Genomic DNA, 25,005 nt, shown 5'->3' on the forward strand with positions numbered 1-25,005 from the left:
GCGTCAGTCCTTCTCTTCCTCGACCGCGGGCGCGGCGAGCGAGCGCAGCAGCAGCACGGGGATCAGCAGCATGAAGACGATCACTTCCTTGTAGTTGGAGGCGTAGAAGGACGAGAACGCCTCGACGATGCCGACGACCAGCGCCGCGACGGCGGTGAGCGGATAGCTGACGAGGCCGCCGATGATCGCGGCAACGAAGCCCTTCAGGCCGATCAGGAACCCGGAGTCGTAATAGAGCGTCGTGATCGGCACGATCATGATGCCCGACAGCGCGCCGATGACGGACGCCAGCAGGAAGGCGATCTGGCCGGACAGCGTGGTGCGGATGCCGGCAAGGCGGGCGCCGAGCCGGTTCACGGCGGTCGCGCGCAGCGCCTTGCCGTAGAGCGTCAGCCCGAAAAACAGCCAGAGCCCGACGATGAAGGCGATGGTGATGCCGTAGACGGTGATGCTCTGGCCGGTGAAGCGCAGTGCACCGGCGGTGAAGGAGCCTGATAGCACGGCAGGTCCGCGCTGGCCTTCGGCGCCGAAGAACAGCAGGCCGAGGCCCTGCAGCGCCAGGTGGACGCCCACCGATGCGATCAGCAGCACCAGCACGGAGGTGTGCGCCAGCGGCTGGAACGCGATGCGGTAGAGGTAGAGGCCGATCATCGCCACGATCACCAGCGACAGCGCGATGCAGACCGCCACCGGCGGCTTCTGGGCGGCGAAGTAGATGGTCAGCGCCAGCACGATGGCCGGCAGCACGACGTTGGTGACGAGGCTGCGCACGATCAGGCGGCCGTGCAGCGCCTTGCGCGCCACGAACAGGTCGAACACGAAGGCGCCGATGCCCAGCGCCAGCGCGAGCTTTGCCGTGCCCGGCATCTGGCCCGCGGCCAGCGAGGCATAGGTCAGCGCGCCGTAGGTGACGAATTCGCCCTGGGGAATGAGGATGACGCGCGTGACGGCGAACACCAGCACCAGCGCCAGGCCGAGCAGCGCATAGATCGCGCCATTGGTGATGCCGTCCTGTACCAGGAACAGCATGATGGTGGTATTCAAGACCGGACGCTCCCCCTCAAAGATCGGGACCGGGCTCCGCAATTGCGGTGGACGGTCCGCTCACAGCCATTGAAACGCTGACGATATTTGATATGGTCCATAACAATTATCAAATATAACTTCAAGGGTGGGGCGGACGACCCGCCCCGAATTTAGCGGGATCACGAGCACGAGGCGATGACCGTTTCCAAAACCGCTGAAAAGTCTTCTGAAAAGCCCGGCGACGCGGCCAAGGGCCGCAAGGACGCGGCCGAGGCCCAGCCTGAAGCCCTCCAGCTTGGCGAGCTCTCCGAACAGCTCGGCTACGTGCTGAAGCGGGCGCAGCTCAAGGTGTTCGAGAACTTTTTGCGCTGCATGGCCTCGCTCCAGCTCACGCCCGCGCAGTTCTCCGTGCTGCTGCTGGTCGAGAAGAATCCGGGCCGTAACCAGACCGAGATCGCCTCGACGCTGGGCATCCTGCGCCCGAACTTCGTGGCGATGCTCGACAATCTGGAGAGCCGCGACCTCTGCGCGCGGATCCGCTCCACCAACGACCGCCGCTCGCACATCCTGGTGCTGACCGACAAGGGCAAGGCCGTGCTGACCCGGGCGAAAAAGCTCGTCGCCACCAAGCACGAGTCCCGGCTGAACGAGCTGCTCGGGCAGGCCAACCGCGAAGCCCTGATCGGGATGCTCTCGAAGATCGCGAACGAGTTTTGAGGCCCGGCTGTCATCGCCCGGCTTGACCGGGCGATCCAGTACTCCGAGACGTTTGTGATCGAACCGATAGGCCGCGGCGTACTGGATTCCCCGCCTGCCGCCTACGCTAAAGCTTCGGCGCCCCTGGACCTCAACCCCGGCGAAGCCTTGGCGTAGCCGGGTCGCGGGGAATGACAGTGAGACCTGGGCAGGCGCCTCAATCCACCAAGATCACCCTGATATCGTTCACGTTCGTCAGTGTCGGTCCCGGCATCAGCAAATCGCCGGTTGCCTCGAAGAACGTCGTCGCGTCGTTGTTGTCCAGGTACGCCTGCGGCTGAAGCGCCAGCGCCTTCATCTTGGCGAACGTCGCAGCATCAATCAGCGCGCCCGCGGGATCGGTGGGATGGCCGGCGCCGCCATCGGCGCCGTCGGTGTCGCCGGCGAGAGCGGAAACATCAGGCGTGTCCTTCAACAGGCCGGTGAGCGCCAGCGCGTATTCCTGGTTGGGGCCGCCGCGCCCATTGCCGCGCACGGTAACGGTGAGTTCGCCGCCGGAGAGGATCGCGAGGCGCTTGCCTTGCGCGCGCGCCTGAAGCGCGAGCCTGGCGTGATCGGCTGCGACCTCGCGCGCCTCGCCTTCGAGATCGGCGCCGAGATCGATGGTCTCGTAGCCAGCTTCCTTGGCGAGCTTCACCGCGGCGTCGAGCGATTGCTTGGGCCGCGCGATCAGCTCGAAATGCGCGCGGGCAAAGGCGGTATCGTCAGGCTTAGCGCTTTCGTTGGCGGGATCGTCGAGCGCGCGGCGGACGGCGTCGTCGATGACGAGCTTGTACTTCGCGACGATCGCGCGCGCATCCGCCAGCGTGGTCGGATCGGGCACGGTGGGGCCGGAGGCAATGGCGGACGGATCGTCGTGCGGCACGTCGGAAATCGCGAGCGTCACGATCTCGGCGGCATTCTTGCCGGCGCGCGCCAGCCGGCCGCCCTTGATCCGCGACAAATGTTTCCGGACCGTGTTCATCTCGCCGATCGGCGCGCCCGAGCGGAGCAGCGCCTTGTTGACCGCCTGCTTCTGCGCGAAGCTGATGCCGTCCACCGGCGCGATCCAGTTCGCCGAGCCGCCGCCGGTGAGCAGCACCAGCAGCAGATCGTCGGGCCCGGCCTCGCTCGCGAGCGCGAGCGTATCGGCGGCGCCCTTCAGGCCGGCTTCATCGGGAACGGGATGGCCGGCCTCGACCACGCGGATGCGGCGGGTCGGCACGCCGTAGCCATGGCGCGTGGTGGCGATGCCGACGAGGCGCTCCGGCGCGAGCTTGAGCGTGTCGAGATAATGCCGCTCGGCTGCCGCGGCCATCGCACCCGCGCCCTTGCCGGCGGCGAGGCAGATCACACGCCCTTTCGGCGCGGGCCGCAGATGCGGCGCCAGAATCGTGCTGGGATGGGCGGCGGCAACGGCGGCGTCGTAGAGCGCGCGGAGCAGGGGACGTCGGTCGGTCATGGCGAAGGCCTTCAGCGAACTGAAATGATGGCGACAAAATCGCCGGCTCCCTGCCTACCGCATCAGGCGCCAAAGCGTAAGCGGGCTTTACCATCATTCGATTGTGCAATCGCGTGATCATAATCCGCGCGCAAGCAAAAGCCCCCTGCGATGGCCGCGCAGGGGGCTCTCTGTCGTTTGGGGTTAGCCGCCGACGTCGGCGCTGATCACGTCTCCGAACAGCTCCCACTTCTCGCCCTTGAACTTCTCGAGTTGAAGCTGGCTGATCGGCGCGAAATCGGTCGGCGAGGTGTTGACCTTCACGCCCGGCAGCAGCGCCTCGGTGCGGAAGTCCTTCAGGTTCGCCGCCTGCTTCATGATGTTCTCGCGCGTGAGATTGTCACCGCACTGCTTCAAGACCTGGACCAGTGTCTGCGCCACGGCATAGCCGACGATCGTGCCCTTATCGAGCTTGTCGCCCTCGGGGAAGTATTTGGTCATGAACGCCAGAAACTCCTTCATGCCGGGATCGTTGTTCCACGCGGGATCCGACACGTCCTTGAGATAGTCGGCCGAGATGATGTCCTGGCCGTTCTCGAAGCCGGCCGGCTTCATCACGCTGCCGACGGAGGCCGAGACGTTGTTGAGGAAGTGCAGCGGCTTCCAGCCGATCTCGGAATTCTTCTTGATCGCTTGCGCGGCGAATTTCGGCGTCGTGATGTTCATGAAGACGTCGGCGCCGGTCGACTTCAGCTTGACGATGTGGTTGTCGATGGTCGGCTCGGAGGTCTCGTAGCTCTCTTCGATGATGATCATCGAGGCGGCTTTCGAGCCGAGGCCATCCTTCAGGCCCTTGAGATAGTCCTTGCCGTAATCGTCGTTCTGGAACAGCACGGCGATCTTGGCGTCCGGCTTGTTCTTCAGCAGCCACTTCGCATAGATCTGCGTCTCGCTCTGGTAATTGGGCTGCCAGCCCATCGTCCAGGGGAAGTTCTGCGGATCGTTCCACTTGGTGGCGCCGGTCGCGACGAACAGCTGCGGCACCTTCTTCGAGTTCATGTATTTGTGGATCGCCGAGTTCGGCGGCGTGCCGAGCGAGTTGAAGATGAACAGCACCTCGTCGCTCTCGACCAGCTTGCGAGCCTGCTCCACCGTCTTCGGCGGCGAGTAGGCGTCGTCATAGGAGATGTAATTGATCTTGCGGCCGTTGATGCCGCCCTCGTCGTTGATCTTCTTGAAGTAGGCGGCTTCGGTCCGCCCGATGATGCCGTAGGCGGAGGCCGGTCCGCTGTAGGGCATGATGTTGCCGATCTTGATTTCGGTGTCGGTCGCGCCGGTATCGTATTTCTTCTGGGCCGATGCAGTGGAGGCCGAGGCCGCAATGAGCGCAAGCGCCAGTGACGCGGCCGCAAGTTTGCCGGTGACAGCGGGCATTCCTATCTCCCTATTTTCTTGGTGTGTGTGCGTCCCTTTTCTTGGCTTGATGATTTTTGGCGGCGCGGAGGCAATTCAATACGATTTACCGGGAGCCTTCAACAGAAAGCCCCCGCGGCTGTGTCGCAGGGGCTGCTCCTTTAGTAGTCAAGGACCGGCGCGCGCTCGTGTGCGACTGCGAGACGGCGCCGCTGTCTTGAGTTGATTAACCAGTCGGAGGCGATTTTGAGTTGCGCGGCTTCAGTGGCCGAGCTCGCTCGAGATGATGTCGCCGAACAGCTCCCATTTCCTGCCCTTGAACCGCATCATCTGGAGCTGCTCGATCGGGGCGAAATTATCGGCGGAGGTGTTGATCTTGATGCCGGGCAGCAGCGTGTCGGGCTCGAAATCCTTCAAGGAAGCGGCCTGCTTCATGACGTTCTCATGGGTGAGCTCGTCGCCGCACATCTGCAGCACCTTCACCATGGTCTGGGCCGCGGCATAGCCGAACACCACGCCGGCATCGAGCTTGTTGGCCTTGGGGTCGTACTGCGCGAGGAAGCTATAGAACTTCTTCATGCCGTCATCGGCATTCCATTGCGGGTCGGAGCCGTCCTTGGTGTAGCTCGCCGACAGGATGCCTTGCGAGATCTCCATGCCCGCGGGCTCGAGCACGCCGCCGACCGACGCCGAGACGTTGGAGATGATGTGGACCGGATGCCAGTTGATCTCGGCCGCCTTCTTGATCGCCTGCGCGGCGAATTTCGGCGTGGTGATGCTGAGGAAGACGTCGGCGCCCGAGGCCTTCAGCTTCACGACGTGCTCGTCGATCGCAGGCTCCGACGTGTCGTAGCCGTCTTCGAGCACGATCATCGACGCCTTGGCCCCTAAGCCGTCCTTCAGCCCTCTCAGATAGTCCTTGCCGAAATCGTCGTTCTGGTAGAGCACGCCGATCTTCGCGTCCGGCTTCTCCTTCATGATGTATTTGGCGTAGATGCGCGCCTCGCTGGCGTAGCTCGGCTGCCAGCCCATGGTCCACGGATATTGCTTCGGATCGTTCCACTTGGAGGCGCCGCTCGCCACGAACAGCTGCGGCACCTTCTTCTCGTTCATGTATTTGCGGATGGCGCCGTTGGTGGAGGTGCCGAGCGAGCCGAAGATCAGCAGCACGCCGTCGCTCTCGACCAGCCTGCGCGCCTGCTCCACCGTCTTCGGCGGCGAATAGCCGTCGTCGTAGGAGATGAACTTGATCTTGCGGCCGTTGATGCCACCCTCGGCATTGATCTTGTTGAAATAGGCTTCCTCGGCCTTGCCGATCGCGGCATAGGCGGAGGCCGGCCCGCTATAGGGCATGATGTTGCCGATCTTGATCTCGGTATCGGAAGCGCCGCTGTCGTATTTCTTTTGCGCCAGTGCCGGGCTGCTCACCGCAGTGCACAACGCGAGCGCGGCCGAAACGGCCGCAACCTGAAATCGAACGACAGTCATCTTTCTCCACCCGGAATGGATCGGCGCCGCATTGAACAAGATTGACGCCTGACGTCAACAAAAAGCCCCCGCGGTCGCCCGCGGGGGCTTTGTCAGATTTGACTAGACTTGAACTGACCAGACTTGGACTATTGCGTCAGCGTCACTCGGAGGCGACGTCGCCGCTGATGATCTCGCCGAACAGTTCCCACTTCTCGCCCTTGAAGCGCTGCATCTGGAGCTGCGAAATCGGGGCGAAGTCGGTGGCGCTGGTGTTGATCTTGACGCCGGGCAGCAGCGTGTCCGGTGCAAAATCCTTCAAGGAAGCGGCCTGCTTCATCAGGTTGGCGCGGGTGAGGTCGTCACCGCACATCTCCAGCGTCTTGACCAGGGTCGACGCCGCGCCGTAGCCGTAGACCATGCCGGTGTCGGTCTTGTCGGCGCCGGGCATGTACTTGTCGACGAACTCGTTCCACTTCTTCATGCCGGGATCGTTGTTCCACTGCGGGTCGGTGGAATCCTTGGCATAGGCCGCCGACAGCACGTCCTGCGAGGCCTCGAAGCCGGCCGGCTTCATCACGCTGCCGACCGAGATCGACACGTTGGTGAGGATCTGGAGCGGCTTCCAGCTGAGCTCGGCGGTCTTCTTGATGGTCTGGGCCGCGAACTTCGGCGTCGCGTAGATCAGCAGCACGTCGGGATTGGCGGCCTTGATCTTGACGATGTGGCCGTCGATCGACGGCTCGGAGATCTCGTAGCTCTCTTCCATGATGATCATGGACGCGCCCTTGGCGCCGAGACCGTCCTTGGTGCCCTTGAGGTAGTCTTTGCCGAAATCGTCGTTCTGGTAGAGGATCGCGACCTTGGCGTTCGGCTTTTCCTTCATCAGCCATTTCGCGTAGATCTGCGCTTCGCTCTGGTAGGAGGGCTGCCAGCCGATGGTCCAGGGGAAGTTCTTCGCGTCGTTCCACTTGGTGGCGCCGGTGGCGACGAACAGCTGCGGGATCTTCTTGGCGTTCAGGTACTTCTGGATCGCCGTGTTCGAGGGCGTGCCGAGCGGATTGTACACGGCCAGCACTTCGTCGCTCTCGACCAGCTTGCGGACCTGCTCGACGGCCTTCGGCGGCGAATAGGCGTCGTCATAGGTGACGAAGTTGATCTTGCGGCCGTTGATGCCGCCTTTGTCGTTGATCATCTTGAAATAGGCTTCTTCGGTCTTGCCGATGATGCCATAGGCCGACGCCGGACCGCTGTACGGCATGATGTTGCCGATCTTGATCTCGGTATCGGACGCGCCGGTGTCGTATTTCTTCTGGGCAAGTGCTGCGCCGGAGGTGAGGGTCGCGACCGCCGTTACGAGTGCGGTGGTTCGCAGTATTCTTCCGAAAAGCAATTGGGTCTCCTTGGTTAAAACAACAGTCTGGATGGACGTTTCAGTTCTTCCTGAGCCGACCGGCGAGTTGCTGGCCCAGGATCGCGACTTGCCTTGCGCCATGCGGCACGAGGTAGATGACGAGGAACAGGAGCACGCCGAACACCGCGCCGGAGAGGCCCTTGGAGATGCCCTCCGCGATGTTCGGCACGAAGATGATGAAGGCAGCGCCGACGATCGAGCCGGGCAGCCAGCCGACGCCGCCGACGACCATGCCGAGGAACAGCGAGATCGCGAGCGTGATGGTGTAGCTGTCGGGCGCGACGAATTGCACCGCGATGGCGCCGAGCGAGCCGGCGATGCCGGTGATGGCGGCGGAGACGCCGAAGGCCAGCGTCTTGTACAGCGCGACGTCGACGCCCATCGCGGAGGCCGCGATCTCGTTGTCGCGGATCGCCATGAAGGCGCGGCCCGAGCGGGAACGCAGCAGGTTCACCGAGAAGATGTAGATCGCAATCACGACCACGAGCGTGAAGTAATACAGCCACATGTCCTGCGACATCGGCAGCCCGAACGGCGCGTCCGGCTTGGTGACGACGAGGCCCTGCACGCCGCCGGTCCAGTGCTCGAGGAAGTTCAGCTTGAGGAGCTGCGGCATGGCGGTGGCGAGCGCGAAGGTCGCAAGCGCGAGGTAGACGCCGGAGAGCCGCAGCGCCGGCTGCCCGAACAGGAAGCCGAAGCCGAAACAGACGACGCCGGCGATCGGCAGCGTCAGCGCGTAATTGACGTTGAAGTGCTCCATCAGCACCGCTGTCGTATAGGCACCGACCGCGTAGAACGCGCTCTGGCCGAGCGAGAATTGGCCGCTTCCGCCGGTCAGGATGTTCAGCGCCAGCACCGCGAGCCCGTAGATCAGGAGCATCGTCATCTGGAAGATGATGAAGTTCTTGACGAAAACGGGTGCGATCAGCAGTGCCGCGAGCACCACCAGCGAGGTGCCGGTGCCCAGCGTCATGGCCCGCTTCGGAACAGCCTCGACCGCCTCGTGGCCTTCTGCAACGACTTCTTCTGCAGCGCTCATGATCAAACTCGCTTGACGATGTGCCGGCCGAACAGGCCAGCGGGTTTGACGACCAGGACGGAGATGATCAGCGCGAGCGCGATCGGGAGCTTCAGCTCATTGCCGACGCCGGGGATGTAGGTGCCGGCGAGGTTCTCGAAGATCCCGACCAGGAAGCCGCCGACCACGGCGCCGAACGGGCTGGTGAGACCGCCGAGCACCGCGGCGGCAAAGCCGTAGATCAGCACGCCGCCCATCATGTTGGGCTCGAGGAACACGACAGGGGCGATCAGCATGCCGGCGATTGCGCCGATCGCGGTCGCCATGCCCCAGCCGAGCGCGATCATCCAGGACGTGTTGATGCCGACGAGGCGGGCCGATTCAGGCACCGAGGCGGCCGCGCGCATGGCCAGGCCGATGCGCGTGTACTGGAAGAAGAAGTAGAGGCCGAGCAGCAGCAGCACCGTGACGCCGATCATGCCGGCCTGGTGGGTCGAGATCAGCTGGCTTCCCAGGAACGGCGCGGAGCCGAACGGGGTCGGGTACTGCTTGATGGTGAAGTCCCAGATCAGGCCGGCCGAGGAGTTGATGATCGCAAACAGGGCGATGAAGCCGGCGACGTTGGTCAGCACCGGCGCTTTCGCCAGCGGCTTGAACAGGATGCGCTCGATCGCGATACCGGCGACGAAGGAGAGCGCCAGCGTGAGGATGAAGGCGGCCCAGTAAGGCACGCCCCACTGCATCAGCTGCCAGGAGATGAAGGTCGAGAACATCGCCATCTCGCCCTGCGCGAAGTTGAGATGGTCGATCGCCTGGTAGATCATGACCACGGCGAGCGCCATGCAGGCGTAGATCGCGCCCGTGGCGATGCCGGCCAGCACTTGGTTGGTGAACAGCTCCATCGTGCCGGCTCCTCAGTAACCCAGATAGGATTTGCGGATTTCTTCGTTGTTCGCGATGTCCTTGGCATTGCCCGACATCACGATGCGTCCGGTCTCGATCACATAGGCCTGGTCGGCGAGCTCGAGCGCGAGCTGGGCGTTCTGCTCGACCACCAGGATCGACACCTTGTCCTCGCGATTGATCTTGCCGAGGATGCCGAACAGGTCGCGCACGACCAGCGGCGCCAGTCCGAAGGACGGCTCGTCGAGTAGCATCAGGCGCGGCCGCAGCATCAGCGCACGGGCGACCGCGAGCATCTGCTGCTCGCCGCCCGAGAGCGTGCCGGCCTGCTGGGTGTGGCGCTGCTTGAGCACCGGGAAATGCGCGTACATGCGCTCGATGTCGGAAACGATGCCGGCGCTGTCCTTGCGGGTGATGGCCCCGAGCTGGAGGTTCTCCTCGACCGTCATGGTCGTGAAGGTGCCGCGGCCCTGCGGCACGTGGGCGATGCCGAACCGCACGATGCTCTCGGTGGAGCGGTTGCTGAGCGGCTTGCCTTCGAACTCGATCGCGCCGGTGGAACGCACCATGTTGCAGATCGCGCGCAGGGTGGTGGTCTTGCCGGCGCCATTGGCGCCGAGCAGCGTCGTCAACGATCCCTCGTTGAGCGAGAAGGACAGGCCATGGAGCGCCTGGACCTGGCCGTAATAGGCGCGCAGGTCCTTGACGTTGAGCAGCGTCGTCATTGGTCCTTGCTCCCGAGATAGGCCTTGATGACGTCGGGGTCCGCCTGCACCTGGGCCGGCGTGCCTTCCGCGAGCTTCTTGCCGAAATTCAGCGCGACGACGTGGTCGGCGATCGACATCACGAGGCCCATGTGGTGCTCGACCAGCAGCACGGTCATGTGGCGGTCGTCGCGGATGCGGCGGATGAGGTCGCCGAGCAGATAGACTTCCTCGTGGTTGAGGCCGCCGGCCGGCTCGTCGAGCAGCAGGATCTTCGGGTCTGCCGCGAGCGCGCGCGCCAGCTCGACGCGTTTCTGCGTGCCGAAGGGCAGGCCGGACACGATGGTGTGGGCGACGTCCTCGAGCTTGAGATAGGCGAGGATCTCCTGCACCTTCTTGTTGACCTCGGTCTCGCTGCGCCGGACCCAGGCGAGCCGAAGCGAGTCGCTGATGATGTCGCTGGAGGTCTTCGAATGGGCGCCGACGCGGACGTTGTCCATCACCGAGAGGTTCGGAAACAGCGCCACGTTCTGGAAGGTGCGGCCGATGCCGATCTCGGCGATCCGGTGCGGAGGCCGCGACAGGATGCTCGCGCCTTCCATCAGGATGTCGCCCGACGACGGCTGATAGAGCCGCGAGAGGCAGTTGAAGAGCGTGGTCTTGCCGGCGCCGTTGGGGCCGATCAATCCGAGGATCTGGCCCTTGTGCATGTCAAAGGACACGCCGTTGAGCGCAATGATGCCGCCGAACACGACGCTGACGTCGCGAACCGCGAGCAGGGGCGATGTCCCCCGCGCGAGCTGTGCCTGCGTCATCTCGTCTCGCCCACATACGTCAGTGGGCGAAGGGGCGATGCGAACCGCTCCCGGTGATGACAAAGGCTATCTGAACCCCTCGGCCACACGCGCAACTTTTCCTCCTGATTTCAGCTTTTTGCTGACTTCTTTTTTGGATTGCGGCATCAGTCCCCCGAGTGCCGCTTCAATGTTCCTTACCATCGCCAGCAGACGCGGTCCAATGTCGTTGATCAAACGCTCTTCCGTGAAGCGGAATGCGGGCGCGCCGCAATTGAATGCGTAAGGTCCGGTTCCGTCGTTGAGCTTGAGCGCGACGCCGGCGGCGCCGATGTCGTCGTGCCAGTCGCCGACGGACATCGCGAAACCGTATTTCGCAACGGTCTCGCCTGAACGTTCCAGTCCGTCGCGCATCTTCGGCCAGCGGCTGCCGTAATGTTCGCGCAGGATGCGGGACACCTCGGCGCGACCTTCTTCGTCGAGCGCCCAGAAATAGGCACGGCCCATCGCGCTGGTTGCAATCGGCACGCGGGAGCCGACGTCAAGTTGAACGCCGACCGTCTCGCTGCCGCGACTTTGCCCGAAATAGATCATGCTGTGACGGTCGCGGCCGCCGATTGCGACGGCGCCGCCGGTCGCGCGCATCAATTCCTCGCGAAATGGCTCGGACAAATGCCGAACGCCGAGATTGGATAACGCCGCATAACCGAGCGCCATCGCGGCGGGCGCGAGCTGATACTTCTCGAAACGGGGAACCGGTGTCAGATAACCGAGCTTCGTCAACGTGTAGGTCAGGCGCGAAACGGTCGGCTTGGGCAGGTTCGTCCGCGCGGCGATCTCCTGGTTGCCGAGAAGTCCGTCGCTGGGTTGGAATGCGCGCAATACATCTAGTCCGCGGGAAAGCGCGACGACGAAATTCCGATCGATCGCAGTCTTCTTGCCTGTACGCTTCATCCCTGATCTGCTTCTTGCGCGGAGTCGTTGACAACGTCCGTGCTTCAAAATAACCCTGCCGTCAAGATGCGGAATTAAATTCCGCACCGCGAAATCGAACAAAAGTAAATCCCCACCAAGGAGGGAAGCCGTGAGCGAAGTGGTCAAGCTTGAGCGTCATGACGAAGTCGGGATCGTCACGGTCAACAGTCCTCCGGTCAATGCGCTGAGTGCCGCAGTGCGCGGCGGCATTCTCGAATGCATCAAGGCCGCGATCGCCGATCCCGCGATCAAGGGCATCGTCCTGACCTGCGCCGGCCGCACCTTTATCGCCGGCGCCGACATCACCGAATTCGGCAAGCCGCCGAAGCCGCCCGCCCTCAACGACGTCCTGGCCGAGATCGAGAACTCGCCCAAGCCGGTCGTCGCCGCGATCCACGGCACCGCGCTCGGCGGCGGCCTCGAGGTCGCGCTGGCCTGTCATTTCCGCGTGGCCGTGAAGGAAGCCAAGCTCGGCCTGCCCGAGGTGAAGCTCGGCCTGCTGCCGGGCGCCGGCGGCACCCAGCGTCTGCCGCGCGCGGTCGGGCCGGAACTCGCGGTCAAGATGATCGTCGGCGGTGATCCGATCGGTGCTGCCGAAGCGCTCAAGAATGGCCTGATCGAGGAGATCGTCGAAGGTCCGGCCTCCGGCGGCGAAGCCTTCGTGCGCAAGCTGCTCGCCGAGAAGCGTCCGCTGCGGCGCCTGCGCGACGACGATTCCAAGCTCGCCGCGGCCAAGGCCGACCGCTCGATCTTCACCAATGCGGTCGCCGCCATGACCAAGAAGTCGCGCGGCCTGGAAGCGCCGTTCGCCGCCGCCGACGCCGTCGGCTACGCCATCGACCTGCCGTTCGACGAGGGGCTGAAGAAGGAGCGCGAGGGCTTCCTCAAGCTCGTCTCCAGCGACCAGTCCAAGGCGCAGCGTTATGCCTTCTTCGCCGAGCGCGAGGCCAGCAAGATCGCCGGCGTCCCTGAAGGCACCAAGTCGCGGCCCGTGAACCGCGTCGCCATCCTCGGTGCCGGCACCATGGGCGGCGGCATCGCGATGTCCTTTGCCAATGCCGGCGTGCCAGTCACCCTGATCGAGACCGGCGAGGAGCAGCTCAAGCGCGGCATGGGCATCATGCAGAAGAACTGGGAAGCGACCGCCGCGCGCGGCGGCATCCCGGCCGACGCGCCCGCCAAGCGCATGGCGCTGATCAACGGCGTTGTCGGCATCGAGAACGTCGGCGATGCTGACCTGGTGATCGAGGCCGTGTTCGAGACCATGGCGGTGAAGAAGGAAGTGTTCGGCAAGCTCGACCAATACGTCAAGCCCGGTGCCGTACTCGCCTCCAACACCTCCTACCTCAACATCGACGAGATCGCGAAGTCGACCAAGCGGCCGCAGGACGTTCTCGGCATGCACTTCTTCTCGCCCGCCAACGTCATGAAGCTGTGCGAGATCGTGCGCGCCGACAAGACCGCGCCGGATGCGCTGGTCACCGCCGTGACCATCGCGCGCAAGATCGCGAAGGTGCCGGCCGTGGTCGGCGTCTGCGACGGCTTCGTCGGCAACCGCATGCTGGCGCAGCGTGGCAAGCAATCGGAGAAGCTGCTGTTCGAAGGTGCCTTGCCGCAGCAGGTCGATGCCGTGGTTACCAAATTCGGCATGCCGATGGGGCCGTTCGCGATGGGCGACCTCGCCGGCCTCGACATCGGCTGGCGCTCGCGCAAGGACCGCGGCATCAAGTCGGAGATCGCGGACGCACTCTGCGAAGCCGGCCGCTTCGGCCAGAAGACCGGCAAGGGCTACTACAAGTATGAAGCAGGAAGTCGCTCCGCGCTGCCCGATCCGGAGGTCGAAAAGCTGATCGACGAGACGCTGCTCCGTCTCGGCCGCAAGAAGCGCGTCGTCAGCGACGAGGAGATCCTCGAGCGTATGATGTACCCGATGATCAACGAGGGCGCGAAGATCCTCGAAGAGGGCATCGCGGCGCGTCCTTCCGACATCGACGTGGTCTGGCTCTACGGCTACGGTTGGCCGATCTACCGCGGCGGCCCGATGTTCTGGGCCGACACCGTCGGCCTCAAGCACATCGCTGATCGTCTCTCCTTCTACGCCAAGGAGACCAACGACCCGAGCCTCGAGCCCGCGCCCTTGCTGAAGAAGCTCGCGGCCGAAGGCAAGACGTTCGCGTCGCTGGCCGCGGCGTCGAAGGCGGCGTGATGGCCGCTTCATCTCAACCCTCGTCATTCCGGGATGCGCCGCAAGGCGCAGGCCCGGAATCCATAACCCCAGCTGGTGGTTATGGATTCCGGGCTCGCGACTTTGTCGCGCCCCGGAATGACGGTCTCTGTTAGTTGCTCGCTCAACCAATCAAGAATAATGACCCATCCCGGCGAACAGTTTTATCCCGAGGGCGTGCGTTGGGACGACACCATCGTCCAGGGCTCGCTGCCTGACCTCTTGTCGAACGCCGCCGCCGACTTCGGCCCGCGGACCGCGCTGGAATTCCGCGATCGTCCGATCAGCTATACCGAGCTCGCCGCCATGGCCGAGCGCGCGGCAGCGGCGTTCCTGCGTGCCGGCTGCGGCAAGAACAGCTCCGTGGCGCTGTTCCTCGGCAATACGCCGGACCATCCGGTCAATTTCTTCGGCGCGCTCAAGGCCGGTGCCCGCGTCGCGCATCTCTCCCCGCTCGACGGCGAGATCGCTCTGACGCACAAGGTCTCGGATTCCGGCTCGCGCCTGCTCGTCACCTCCAACCTCGCGGCGCTGCTGCCGACCGCGCTGAAGTTCTTGGAGAAGGGCCTGATCGATCGCCTCGTCGTCTGCGAGGACGACGATTGGGGCAAGGTCGGCACGCCGCAGGCGCCGATCCCCGATGATCCCCGCGTCGTCACCTTCAAGAGCTTCGTCGAGGGCGCGACCGCGCCGGCTGAGTGGCCGTCCGTAACGGCCGACGACGTCGCGCTGCTGCAATATACCGGCGGCACCACCGGCCTGCCCAAGGGCGCGATGCTCACCCACGGCAATCTCACCTCCGCGGTGTCGATCTACGATGTCTGGGGCAAGCCGTCGCGTGCGGCGCGCGGCGACGTCGTCGAGCGCGTGATCTGCGTGCTGCCGCTGTTCCACATCTATGCGCTCACCGTCGTGCTGCTGTCCTCGCTCAGCCGTGGCAATCTGATCTCGCTCCACCAGCGCTTCGATGTCGAGGCGGTGATGCGCGACATCGAAATCAAGCGCGCGACGTACTTCCCGGGCGTGCCGACGATGTGGATCGCGATCGCGGCACTGCCCGATCTCGATAAGCGCGACTTCTCCTCGCTCGCCGTCATCGGCTCCGGCGGCGCGCCGCTGCCGGTGGAGATCGCGAACTTCTTCGAGCGCAAGGTCGGCAAGAAGCTGCGCAGCGGCTGGGGCATGACCGAGACCTGCTCGCCCGGCACCGGCCACCCGCCGACGGGACCGGACAAGCCGGGGTCGATCGGCCTGATGCTGCCCGGCATCGAGATGGACGTGGTCTCGCTGGATGATCCGACAAAAGTTCTGCCGCCGGGCGAAGTCGGCGAGATCCGCATCAAGGGCCCGAACGTCACCAAGGGCTACTGGAACAAGGCGAAGGAGTCCGCGGAGTCGTTTTCAGACGGCCGCTTCCTCACCGGCGACATCGGCTATGTCGACACCGACGGCTACTTCTTCCTGGTGGACCGCAAGAAGGACATGATCATCTCCGGCGGCTTCAACGTCTATCCGCAGATGATCGAGCAGGCGATCTACACCATTCCAGGCGTGCACGAGGTGATCGTGCTCGGCATTCCCGACCAGTATCGCGGCGAGGCCGCCAAGGCTTTCATCAAGCTCAAGCCGGACGCCAAGCCGTTTTCGCTCGACGAGCTGCGCGCGCAACTCGCCGGCAAGGTCGGCAAGCACGAACTGCCGGCAGCGGTCGAGTTCGTCGACGATCTGCCGCGCACGCCGGTCGGAAAATTGTCGCGCCACGAATTGCGCCAGCAGCAGAAACCATCACAATCCACCCAACACCCATCAGGAGGTCGCTCTTGACCGACGCCGTCATCGTTTCCACCGCCCGCACCCCGATCGGCAAGGCCTATCGCGGCATGCTCAACGCCACCGAGGGCGCAACGCTGCTCGGCCACGCCATCGGCGAGGCCGTCGCCCGCGCCAAGGTCGATCTAAAGGAGGTCGAGGACGTCGTGATGGGCGCGGCGCTGCAGCAGGGCGCGACCGGCGGCAACATCGCGCGCAAGGCGCTGCTCCGCGCAGGTCTCCCCGTGACCGTCGCCGGCACCACCATCGACCGGCAATGCGCCTCGGGCCTCCAGGCGATCGCGCTCGCCGCGCGCTCGGTGATCTTCGACGGCGTCGAGATCGCTGTCGGCGGTGGCGGCGAGTCGATCAGCCTCGTGCAGAACGACAAGATGAACGGCTTCCATGCCCAGGACCCGGCGCTGCTCAAGATCAAGGGCGAGGTCTACATGCCCATGATCGACACCGCCGAAGTCGTCGCCAAGCGCTACGGCATCTCGCGCGAGAAGCAGGATGAATATTCGCTGGAGAGCCAGCGCCGCACCGCCGCGGCCCAGCAGGGCGGCAAGTTCAAGGACGAGCTCGCGCCGATCACGACGCAGATGGCGGTCACCGACAAGGCGACCGGCGCCGTCTCGTTCAAGGAGGTGACCTTGTCGCAGGACGAAGGCCCGCGCCCCGAGACCACGGCTGAAGGCCTTGCCGGCCTCAAGCCGGTGCGCGGCGAAGGCTTTTCGATCACCGCCGGCAATGCCAGCCAGCTCTCCGACGGCGCCAGCGCCTCCGTCATCATGAGCGACAAGGAAGCCTCAAAGCGCGGCCTCAAGCCGCTCGGCATCTTCCGCGGCTTCGTCTCCGCCGGCTGCGAGCCGGACGAGATGGGCATCGGCCCGGTCTTCGCCGTGCCGCGCCTGCTCAAGCGCCACGGCCTCACCGTCGACGACATCGGCCTCTGGGAGCTGAACGAAGCCTTCGCGGTGCAGGTGCTGTATTGCCGCGACAAGCTCGGCATCGACCCCGAGAAGATCAACGTCGACGGCGGCGCGATCTCGGTCGGCCATCCCTACGGCATGTCGGGCGCGCGCCTGACCGGTCACGCCCTGATCGAGGGCCGCCGCCGCAAGGCGAAGTATGCGGTCGTCACCATGTGCGTCGGCGGCGGCATGGGCGCGGCCGGGCTGTTCGAGGTGTTGCAGTAATTTCACCGTCGTCCTGACGACGACGAAACAAAGAAGCTCACAGGAGGATCCGATGGATCTCGCATTCACTAGGGAAGAGCAGGCGTTTCGCGAGGAAGTGCGATCATTCTTCCGCGACAACGTACCGCCGGATACGCGGCGCAAGCTGGTCGAGGGCCGCCACCTCTCGAAGGACGAGATGGTGACGTGGTGGCGCATCCTCAACAAGAAGGGCTGGGGCGTCAGCCACTGGCCGAAGCAGTATGGTGGCACCGGCTGGACCTCCGTGCAGCACTACATCTTCAACGAGGAGCTGCAGTCCTATCCGGCGCCGCAGCCGCTCGCCTTCGGCGTCAGCATGGTCGGCCCCGTGATCTACACCTTCGGCAACGAAGAGCAGAAGAAGCAGTATCTGCCGCGCATCGCCAATGTCGACGACTGGTGGTGCCAAGGCTTCTCCGAGCCCGGCTCCGGCTCCGACCTTGCCTCGCTCAAGACCAAGGCCGAGCGCAAGGGCGACAAGTGGATCATCAACGGCCAGAAGACCTGGACCACGCTCGCCCAGCACGCCGACATGATATTCTGCCTCTGCCGCACCGACCCCTCCGCCAAGAAGCAGATGGGCATCTCCTTCATCGTCTTCAGCATGAAGTCGAAGGGCGTCACCGTGCGTCCGATCCAGACCATCGACGGCGGCGTCGAGGTCAACGAGGTGTTCTTCGACGACGTCGAGGTGCCCATCGAGAACCTGATCGGCGAAGAGAACAAGGGCTGGGATTACGCCAAATTCCTGCTCGGCAATGAGCGTACCGGCATCGCCCGGGTCGGCGTGTCCAAGGAGCGGCTGCGCCGCATCCGCGACTTGGCCTCCAAGGTCGAATCCGGCGGCAAGCCGATCATCCAGGACGCCGCCTTCCGCGAGAAGCTGGCGGCCTGCGAGATCGAGCTGAAGGCGCTCGAGCTGACGCAACTGCGCGTCGTCGCCGACGAGGGCAAGCACGGCAAGGGCAAGCCCAATCCGGCGTCCTCGGTGCTGAAGATCAAGGGCTCCGAGATCCAGCAGACCACCACCGAGCTCTTGATGGAAGTGATCGGTCCGTTCGCAGCACCCTACGACGTGCACGGCGACGACGGCTCGAACGAAGCCATGGAGTGGACCGCCCAGATCGCGCCGAGCTACTTCAACAACCGCAAGGTCTCGATCTACGGCGGCTCCAACGAGATCCAGCGCAACATCATCGCCAAGGCGGTGCTGGGGCTGTGAGTCAACAATGACGGTGTCGTCCCCCGCGAAGGCGGGGGACCCAGTACGCCGCGGCGGTCGCGAGTACGGCAGGCGGCTGCGTTTACTGGATCCCCGCCTTCGCGGGGATGACGTCTGAGGGTAAGGCGACGGCAGGGCAATTCCCGCCGATTTGGAGAGAAACATGGATTTTGATCTGAACGAGGAGCAGCGGCTTCTCAAGGACAGCATCGACGGCCTGCTGACCGATTCCTACGATTTCGAGAGCCGCAAGAAGTACATGAAGGAGAAGGGCGGCTGGAGCCAGGCCGTCTGGGGCAAGCTCGCCGAGCAGGGCCTGCTTGGCCTGCCCTTCGCGGAGGCCGATGGCGGCTTCGGCGGCGGCGGTGTCGAGACCATGATCGTGATGGAAGCGCTCGGCAAGGCGCTGGTGCTCGAGCCTTATCTGGCCACCGTCGTGATCGGCGGTGGCTTCCTGCGCCACGCCGGCTCCGATGCGCAGAAGGCCGCGCACGTGTCCGGGATCATCGACGGCAGCAAGACGCTGGCGTTCGCCCAGCTCGAGAAGAACTCGCGCTACGATCTCTTCGACGTCTCGACGACGGCGAAGAAGAAGGGCGACGGCTGGGTGATCGACGGCGAGAAGTTCGTCGTTCTGAACGGCGAGAACGCCGAGACCCTGATCGTCACCGCCCGCACCAAGGGCGACCGCCGCGACAAGACCGGCATCGGCGTGTTCCTGGTGCCGGCGGGCGCCAAGGGCGTGACGAAGAAGTCGTACCCGACGCAGGACGGCCTGCATGCCGCCGACATCACCTTCACCGGTGTTGAAGTGGGCGCGGACGCCGCGATCGGCAATCCCGACGACTCGCTCGCGCTGATCGAGCGCGTCGTCGACGAAGCCCGCATCGCGCTCTGCGCCGAGGCCGTCGGCCTGATGGACGAGTCGCTCAAGACCACGGTCGAGTACATCAAGACGCGCAAGCAGTTTGGCGTTGCGATCGGCTCGTTCCAGTCGTTGCAGCACCGCGCCTCCGACATGTTCGTCGCCGCCGAGCAGGCGCGATCGATGTCGATGTTCGCGACCATGGCCGGGGATTTCGAGGACGCCAAGGAGCGTTCCAACGCCATCGCCGCCGCCAAGGTGCAGATCGGCAAGTCGCTGAAGTTCGTGGGACAGCAGGCGATCCAGCTCCACGGCGGCATCGGCATGACCATGGAGGCGAAGATCGGCCACTACTTCAAGCGCCTCACCATGATCGAGAACAGCTTTGGTGATACCGACTACCACCAGCGCCGCGTCGCGGATGGGAGCGGGTTGATCTAGTCACCGTATCGCGAGGCGGTAGCCGCACAGAGATCGTCATGCCCGGGCTTGTCCCGGGCATCCACGTCTTGGCGGCAAGGGAAGAACGTGGATGGCCGGGACAAGCCCGGCCATGACGGCGAGTTTGACGATGCAAAGAAGAGGGAGCCACTAAAATGAAAAACACCCCGTTCGATCTCACCGGCAAGGTCGCATCGCAATCGTCACCGGCTCCAGCCGCGGCATCGGCCGCTCCTCGGCGGAGCTGCTCGCAAAGCTCGGCGCCAAGGTCGTGATGTCATCACGGAAAGCGGACGCCTGCAAGGAAGTCGCCGACGGCATCATCGCGGCCGGTGGCGATGCCATCGTCATTCCCTGCAACATCGCGCGCAAGGCCGAGGTCGAGGCGCTGATCTCGGGCACGATCAAGCACTACGGCAAGATCGACATCCTCGTCTGCAACGCCGCCGTGAACCCGTATTACGGTCCGCTGCTCGACATCACCGACGAGGCCTTCGACAAGATCATGGGCAGCAACGTCAAGAGCAACATCTGGCTCTCCGCGCTGGCGATCCCGCAAATGGCCGAGCGCGGCAACGGCTCCGTCGTCATCATCTCCTCGATCGGGGGCCTGCGCGGCTCGACCGTGATCGGCGCCTACGGCATCTCCAAGGCCGCCGATTTCGCGCTGTGCCGCTCGCTCGCCGGCGAATGGGGCCCGAAAGGCGTCCGCGTCAACTGCATCGCGCCCGGCCTCGTCAAGACCGATTTCGCCCGCGCGCTGTGGGAAGACGAAGCCAACCTCAAGCGCCGCACTGCCACCACGCCGCTCCGCCGCATCGGCGAGCCCGACGAGATCGCCGGCGCCGTCGCCTACCTCGCCTCCGACGCCTCAAGCTTCATGACCGGCCAGACCATCGTCATCGACGGCGGCGTGACGACGGCGGCGGTGTAGCCTTCTTCCCCTCTCCCCTTGCGGGAGAGGGTGGCTCGCCGCGTAGCGGCGAGACGGGTGAGGGGTTTCTCTCCATGTGCAACCCTCTTACCGCTGAATTCGCTAAAGCATACCCCTCATCCGGCGCTTCGCGCCACCTTCTCCCGCAAGGGGAGAAGGAAGGGGAGCCGCGCGCGTTGATCCAATCTTGACCTTGCCGCCCTAATCCGCTCCCTTTGGCGCGACACAATGACCCCCTCTCAGGGAAACGCCAAGGTAGCTTCCATGTCTTTCGTCCTCGCCATCGACCAGGGCACCACCTCGTCGCGCGCCATCGTTTTTCGCAGTGACATCTCGATTGCCGCCCGCGCGCAGCAGGAGTTTCCGCAGCATTTTCCGGCCTCGGGCTGGGTCGAGCACGAGCCGGAGGACATCTGGACCTCGACCGTGATGGTCTGCCGCGACGCGATCGAGCAGGCCGGCATCGGGCCCAAGGGCATCGCCGCGATCGGCATCACCAATCAGCGCGAGACCACCGTGGTGTGGGACCGCGCCACCGGCCAGGCCGTGCACCGCGCCATCGTCTGGCAGGACCGCCGCACCGCCGACATCTGCGCAAAATTGAAAGCAGAAGGCCGCGAGCCCGTGATCTCGCAAAAGACCGGCCTGATCATCGATCCCTATTTCTCTGGCACCAAGGTCGCCTGGATCCTGGACCACGTCCCCGGCGCACGGGCGCGTGCCGCGCGCGGCGAGCTGATGTTCGGCACCGTCGACTGCTATCTGCTCTGGCGCCTCACCGGCGGCAAGGTGCACGCCACCGACGCCACCAACGCCTCGCGCACGCTGCTGTTCAACATCCACACCGGCCAGTGGGACGACGAGCTCTTGGAGATCATCGGCGTGCCGCGCTCGATGCTGCCCGAGGTGAAGGATTCCTCCGCCCGCTTCGGCGAGAGCACGCCGGACCTGTTCGGCGGCGCGATCGCGATCTCAGGCATCGCGGGTGACCAGCAGGCCGCGACCATCGGCCAAGCCTGCTTCCGCCCGGGCATGATGAAGTCGACCTACGGCACCGGCTGTTTTGCCCTGCTCAACACCGGCACCACGCCGGTCGTCTCCAAGAACAAGCTGCTCACAACCGTCGCCTATCAGCTCGACGGCAAGCGCACCTACGCGCTCGAAGGCTCGATCTTCGTCGCAGGCTCGGCGGTGCAGTGGCTGCGCGACGGCCTCGGCATCATCAAGCACGCCGCCGAGACCGGCCCGCTCGCTGATCAGTCCGATTCCATGCAGAGCGTCTATCTGGTCCCGGCCTTCGTCGGCATGGGGGCGCCCTACTGGAATCCGCGCGTGCGCGGCGCGCTGTTCGGCCTCACCCGCAACACCGGCCCGGCCGAGCTCGCGCACGCCGCGCTGGAGAGCGTGTGTTACCAGACCTTCGACCTCTGGGCCGCGATGCGCGCGGACTGGCCGAGCTCGGAAGTCGCGAGCGTCGTGCTGCGCGTCGACGGCGGCATGACCGCCTCCGACTGGACCATGCAGCGCCTCGCCGATCTCTTGGACGCACCAGTCGATCGCCCCGTGATCCAGGAAACGACCGCGTTGGGCGCGGCCTATCTCGCCGGCCTCCAGGCCGGCGTCTATCCCGAGCCGACGAAGTTCGCCGACAATTGGCGCCTCGAGCATCGCTTCAAGCCGAACATGAGCCAGGCGACGCGGGAGCGGAAGCTCGCGGGCTGGGCGCGCGCGGTGAAGGGCGTGCTCGCGAGCGACGAAGGAGAGGGATAGGCGGATGTCGTAGCCCGGATGGAGCGAAGCGCAATCCGGGGTTTTCTCCGCGAGTAAGATTCCCGGATTACGCTTCGCTCCATCCGGGCTACGGGCTAAAATAACAACAACGGGAGACGACAATGAACACGGATCTCAACCGGGTCATCCAAAAACTCTGCGGCGCGGCCATCTGCGCCGCGCTGCTGACCTCGACAGCCATCGCGCGCGAGAAGGCGAACCCGCTCGGAAGCGCGCGGCAGCTCAAGACCGACGTCGCAGGCCTCGACGCCCCCGCCCAGATCCTGGTCGACGTCTGGGGCATCCCGCACATCTATGCCGGCAACGAGCACGACCTGTTCTTCCTGCAGGGTTTCAACGCCGCGCGCGACCGGCTCTGGCAGATCGATCTCTGGCGCAAGCGCGGGCTCGGCCTGCTCGCAAAGGATTTCGGCTCGGCCTATGCCGAGCAGGACAAGGCGCTGCGGCTGTTCCTCTATCGCGGCGACATGAATGCAGAGTGGGTGGCCTACGGCCCCAAGGCGAAGACCTATGCGGACGCGTTCGTCGCAGGCGTCAATGCCTATGTCGCCGATGTGCGCGCGGGCAAGCGTCCGCTGCCGATCGAGTTCAGGATCGCCGGCACGATGCCTGATCCGTGGACGGCGGACGACGTCGTCCGCATCCGCAGCCACGGCCTGACGCGCAATGTCGCCTCCGAGGTCAAACGCTCGCTGGTCGCCTGCGCGGCCGGCCTCGATGCCGATCGTTTCCGCGTCAAGCTCGAGCCGGCATGGACCACGAAAGTCCCCGATGGTCTCGACCCCTGCAGCGTGCCGAAGGCCGTGCTCGCGGCCTACGATCTCGCGACGCGCCCGGTGGCCTTTGCCGCACCGAAGGACAAGCAGGCCGCACTCGCGCATGATCCCGACAAATACCTCACCGAGGCCGACCAGCAGCGCGACACCATCGGCTCCAACAATTGGGTGATCGCGGCCTCGCGCACGGCGACGGGCCGCCCGATCCTCGCCAACGATCCGCATCGCGAGCACAGCGTGCCCTCGCTGCGCTACATCGTCGGCCTCAATGCGCCCGGCCTCTCGGTGATCGGCGCCGGCGAGCCGGCGCTGCCCGGCATCTCGATCGGCCACAACGGCACCATCGCCTTCGGCCTCACCATCTTCAACGTCGACCAGGAAGACCTCTACGTCTACGAGCTCAATCCGCAAAACCCCAACCAGTACCGCTATGGCAATGGCTGGGAAGACATGCGCGTCGTCCACGAGACCGAGCAGGTCAAAGGCGAGGCCGATCGCGACCTCGAGCTGAAGTTCACCCGGCACGGTCCCGTCATCTTCGTCGACGATGCGAACAAGCGCGCCTTCGCCGTGCGCTCGATCTGGTTCGAGCCCGGCACGTCAGCCTATTTCGGCTCGTCCGACTACATGACCGCGAAGGACTGGAACGGCTTCCTCGCCGCCATGCGGCGCTGGGGCGCGCCGTCGGAGAACCAGGTCTATGCCGACACCCGCGGCAATATCGGCTGGGTCGCCGCCGGCAAGACGCCGCGGCGCGCCAACTTCGACGGCCTGATGCCGGTGCCCGGCGACGGCCGCTATGAGTGGCAGGGCTTTCTCTCGCTCGACGAATTGCCGAAAGCCTATCAGCCCAAGCAGGGCTTTCTCGCCACCGCCAACCAGATGAACCTGCCGGCCGATTACCCGATAGCCGAACGCAAGGTCGGATTCGAATGGTCCGACAGCGCGCGCTGGCAACGCATCACCGAGGTGCTCGCGGCCAACAGCAAGGTGACGCTCGCCGACGCCATGGATTTGCAGAACGACGACACCGCGATGCTGGGGCGACGCCTCGTCAAGCTGTTGCAGCCGCTCACCTCCGACGATCCCAATGTGAAGAAGGGTCTCGAGCTGCTCAAGCCATGGGACGCGCGCGATGCCGCCGACAGCGCGGCGGCGGCCGTGTTCGAGGTCTGGATCGCCAATCATCTTGGGCCGGTGCTGCTGAAAACCACGGCTCCCAAGGCCGCCGATCTGATCGCGCCGGAGGCGTCGAGCATTTCGGCGCTGGTCGCCTATCTGGAATCTCCCGATGCGTCGTTCGGCTCCGATCCCGCTGCCGCGCGCGACCAGATCCTGCGCGACAGCCTCGGCGCCGCAGTGGCCGACGTCACGGGCAAGCTCGGGGCTGATGCCTCGACCTGGCGCTGGGGCCGGCTGCATGTCGCGAAATTCGACCATGCGCTGATGCCGCTCGCCGACAAGGCGACCGCCGCACAGCTCTCGGTCGGCCCGCTCGCCTATGGCGGCGCCGCCAATGTGCCGCGCGCGGCCACCTACCGCCGCGCCGATTACCAGCTGTTCGCCGGCGCATCGTTCCGCATGGTGCTCGACGTCGGTAATTGGGATGCGAGCCGCACCATCAACACGCCCGGCCAATCCGGCGATCCCTTCAGCGCCCATTACCGCGACCTCGCGCCGCTCTGGGCGACGGGCCAATATGTCCCGCTGCTCTACAGCCGCCCGGCCGTCGAAGCCGCGACCGCGGAAGCGATCATCTTGACGCCGCGATGAGCGACTTGTTGGCTGGAGAGTGCGGAAGAGCGCGGCCTGCATGGTTCGAGACGCCCGCTT

The 25,005-nt window shown here is 64.9% G+C and carries 18 protein-coding genes and 1 pseudogene; 9 read left to right on the forward strand and 10 right to left on the reverse strand.

Annotated features, from left to right (window positions below; genetic code table 11):
- Positions 1–3: 3 nt before the first annotated feature.
- Entirely contained in the window at positions 4–1,044 is a 1,041-nt protein-coding gene (locus AB7245_RS05310; RefSeq protein ID WP_085403557.1) for a branched-chain amino acid ABC transporter permease, read from the reverse strand.
- Positions 1,045–1,221: 177 nt separating this feature from the next.
- Between AB7245_RS05310 and AB7245_RS05315 the strand changes: the two genes are divergently transcribed.
- A complete protein-coding gene (locus AB7245_RS05315) occupies positions 1,222–1,743 on the forward strand; it encodes a MarR family winged helix-turn-helix transcriptional regulator (protein ID WP_071916733.1) in 522 nt (173 codons plus the stop codon).
- 196 nt (positions 1,744–1,939) lie between these two features.
- Here AB7245_RS05315 and AB7245_RS05320 read toward each other — a convergent pair whose 3' ends face one another.
- From AB7245_RS05320 to AB7245_RS05360, 9 genes are all read right to left on the reverse strand, one after another.
- Complete coding sequence (locus AB7245_RS05320; protein ID WP_135214681.1) at positions 1,940–3,223, reverse strand: glycerate kinase type-2 family protein; 1,284 nt, start codon at positions 3,221–3,223, stop codon at positions 1,940–1,942.
- Between the two features lie 183 nt (positions 3,224–3,406).
- On the reverse strand, positions 3,407–4,636 hold the full coding sequence (locus tag AB7245_RS05325) for an ABC transporter substrate-binding protein (protein WP_085403559.1): 1,230 nt from the start codon (positions 4,634–4,636) through the stop codon (positions 3,407–3,409).
- Positions 4,637–4,876: 240 nt separating this feature from the next.
- Positions 4,877–6,103 (reverse strand): ABC transporter substrate-binding protein, encoded by a 1,227-nt coding sequence (locus AB7245_RS05330; protein ID WP_085403582.1) that lies wholly within the window; start codon positions 6,101–6,103, stop codon positions 4,877–4,879.
- A 142-nt stretch (positions 6,104–6,245) separates the two neighbouring features.
- Entirely contained in the window at positions 6,246–7,475 is a 1,230-nt protein-coding gene (locus AB7245_RS05335) for an ABC transporter substrate-binding protein (protein ID WP_071916729.1), read from the reverse strand.
- 40 nt (positions 7,476–7,515) lie between these two features.
- Positions 7,516–8,535, reverse strand: a complete 1,020-nt coding sequence (locus tag AB7245_RS05340; RefSeq protein WP_028151939.1) for a branched-chain amino acid ABC transporter permease — start codon at positions 8,533–8,535, stop codon at positions 7,516–7,518.
- Positions 8,536–8,537: 2 nt separating this feature from the next.
- On the reverse strand, positions 8,538–9,416 hold the full coding sequence (locus AB7245_RS05345; RefSeq protein ID WP_063980940.1) for a branched-chain amino acid ABC transporter permease: 879 nt from the start codon (positions 9,414–9,416) through the stop codon (positions 8,538–8,540).
- Positions 9,417–9,428: 12 nt separating this feature from the next.
- On the reverse strand, positions 9,429–10,142 hold the full coding sequence (locus AB7245_RS05350) for an ABC transporter ATP-binding protein (protein WP_014498266.1): 714 nt from the start codon (positions 10,140–10,142) through the stop codon (positions 9,429–9,431).
- The gene (locus AB7245_RS05355) at positions 10,139–10,936 is read right to left on the reverse strand and encodes an ABC transporter ATP-binding protein (protein ID WP_085403560.1); all 798 of its coding nucleotides are present in this window, start codon (positions 10,934–10,936) and stop codon (positions 10,139–10,141) included. The genes AB7245_RS05350 and AB7245_RS05355 overlap by 4 nt, the downstream gene beginning before the upstream one ends.
- A gap of 66 nt (positions 10,937–11,002) precedes the next feature.
- A complete protein-coding gene (locus tag AB7245_RS05360) occupies positions 11,003–11,869 on the reverse strand; it encodes an IclR family transcriptional regulator (protein ID WP_085403561.1) in 867 nt (288 codons plus the stop codon).
- Positions 11,870–11,999: 130 nt separating this feature from the next.
- Between AB7245_RS05360 and AB7245_RS05365 the strand changes: the two genes are divergently transcribed.
- The 8 genes and pseudogenes from AB7245_RS05365 to AB7245_RS05400 all read left to right on the forward strand — a co-directional run bounded on the left by AB7245_RS05365 (position 12,000) and on the right by AB7245_RS05400 (position 24,945).
- Positions 12,000–14,096 (forward strand): 3-hydroxyacyl-CoA dehydrogenase NAD-binding domain-containing protein, encoded by a 2,097-nt coding sequence (locus tag AB7245_RS05365; RefSeq protein ID WP_063980943.1) that lies wholly within the window; start codon positions 12,000–12,002, stop codon positions 14,094–14,096.
- A gap of 159 nt (positions 14,097–14,255) precedes the next feature.
- Positions 14,256–15,938, forward strand: coding sequence for a dicarboxylate--CoA ligase PimA (pimA, locus tag AB7245_RS05370; RefSeq protein WP_085403562.1), 1,683 nt, complete (start codon positions 14,256–14,258; stop codon positions 15,936–15,938).
- Positions 15,935–17,122 carry an acetyl-CoA C-acyltransferase gene (locus AB7245_RS05375; protein ID WP_085403563.1) on the forward strand — a complete coding sequence of 396 codons (1,188 nt, stop codon included), beginning with the start codon at positions 15,935–15,937 and terminating at the stop codon, positions 17,120–17,122. Before pimA ends, AB7245_RS05375 begins: the two co-directional genes overlap by 4 nt.
- Before the next feature lie 52 nt (positions 17,123–17,174).
- On the forward strand, positions 17,175–18,365 hold the full coding sequence (gene pimC / locus AB7245_RS05380) for a pimeloyl-CoA dehydrogenase large subunit (RefSeq protein ID WP_085403564.1): 1,191 nt from the start codon (positions 17,175–17,177) through the stop codon (positions 18,363–18,365).
- A 163-nt stretch (positions 18,366–18,528) separates the two neighbouring features.
- On the forward strand, positions 18,529–19,671 hold the full coding sequence (pimD, locus tag AB7245_RS05385) for a pimeloyl-CoA dehydrogenase small subunit (RefSeq protein WP_085403565.1): 1,143 nt from the start codon (positions 18,529–18,531) through the stop codon (positions 19,669–19,671).
- Positions 19,672–19,826: 155 nt separating this feature from the next.
- Positions 19,827–20,605 (forward strand): annotated as a pseudogene (locus AB7245_RS05390) (SDR family NAD(P)-dependent oxidoreductase).
- A 264-nt stretch (positions 20,606–20,869) separates the two neighbouring features.
- A complete protein-coding gene (glpK, locus tag AB7245_RS05395; protein WP_085403566.1) occupies positions 20,870–22,375 on the forward strand; it encodes a glycerol kinase GlpK in 1,506 nt (501 codons plus the stop codon).
- Positions 22,376–22,497: 122 nt separating this feature from the next.
- Positions 22,498–24,945: a penicillin acylase family protein gene (locus AB7245_RS05400; RefSeq protein WP_135214683.1), complete on the forward strand. Its 2,448-nt coding sequence runs from the start codon at positions 22,498–22,500 to the stop codon at positions 24,943–24,945.
- Positions 24,946–25,005 lie beyond the last annotated feature (60 nt).

This window comes from Bradyrhizobium sp. 604_D8_N2_3 (genome assembly GCF_051810765.1).
GTDB lineage: Bacteria > Pseudomonadota > Alphaproteobacteria > Rhizobiales > Xanthobacteraceae > Bradyrhizobium > Bradyrhizobium barranii.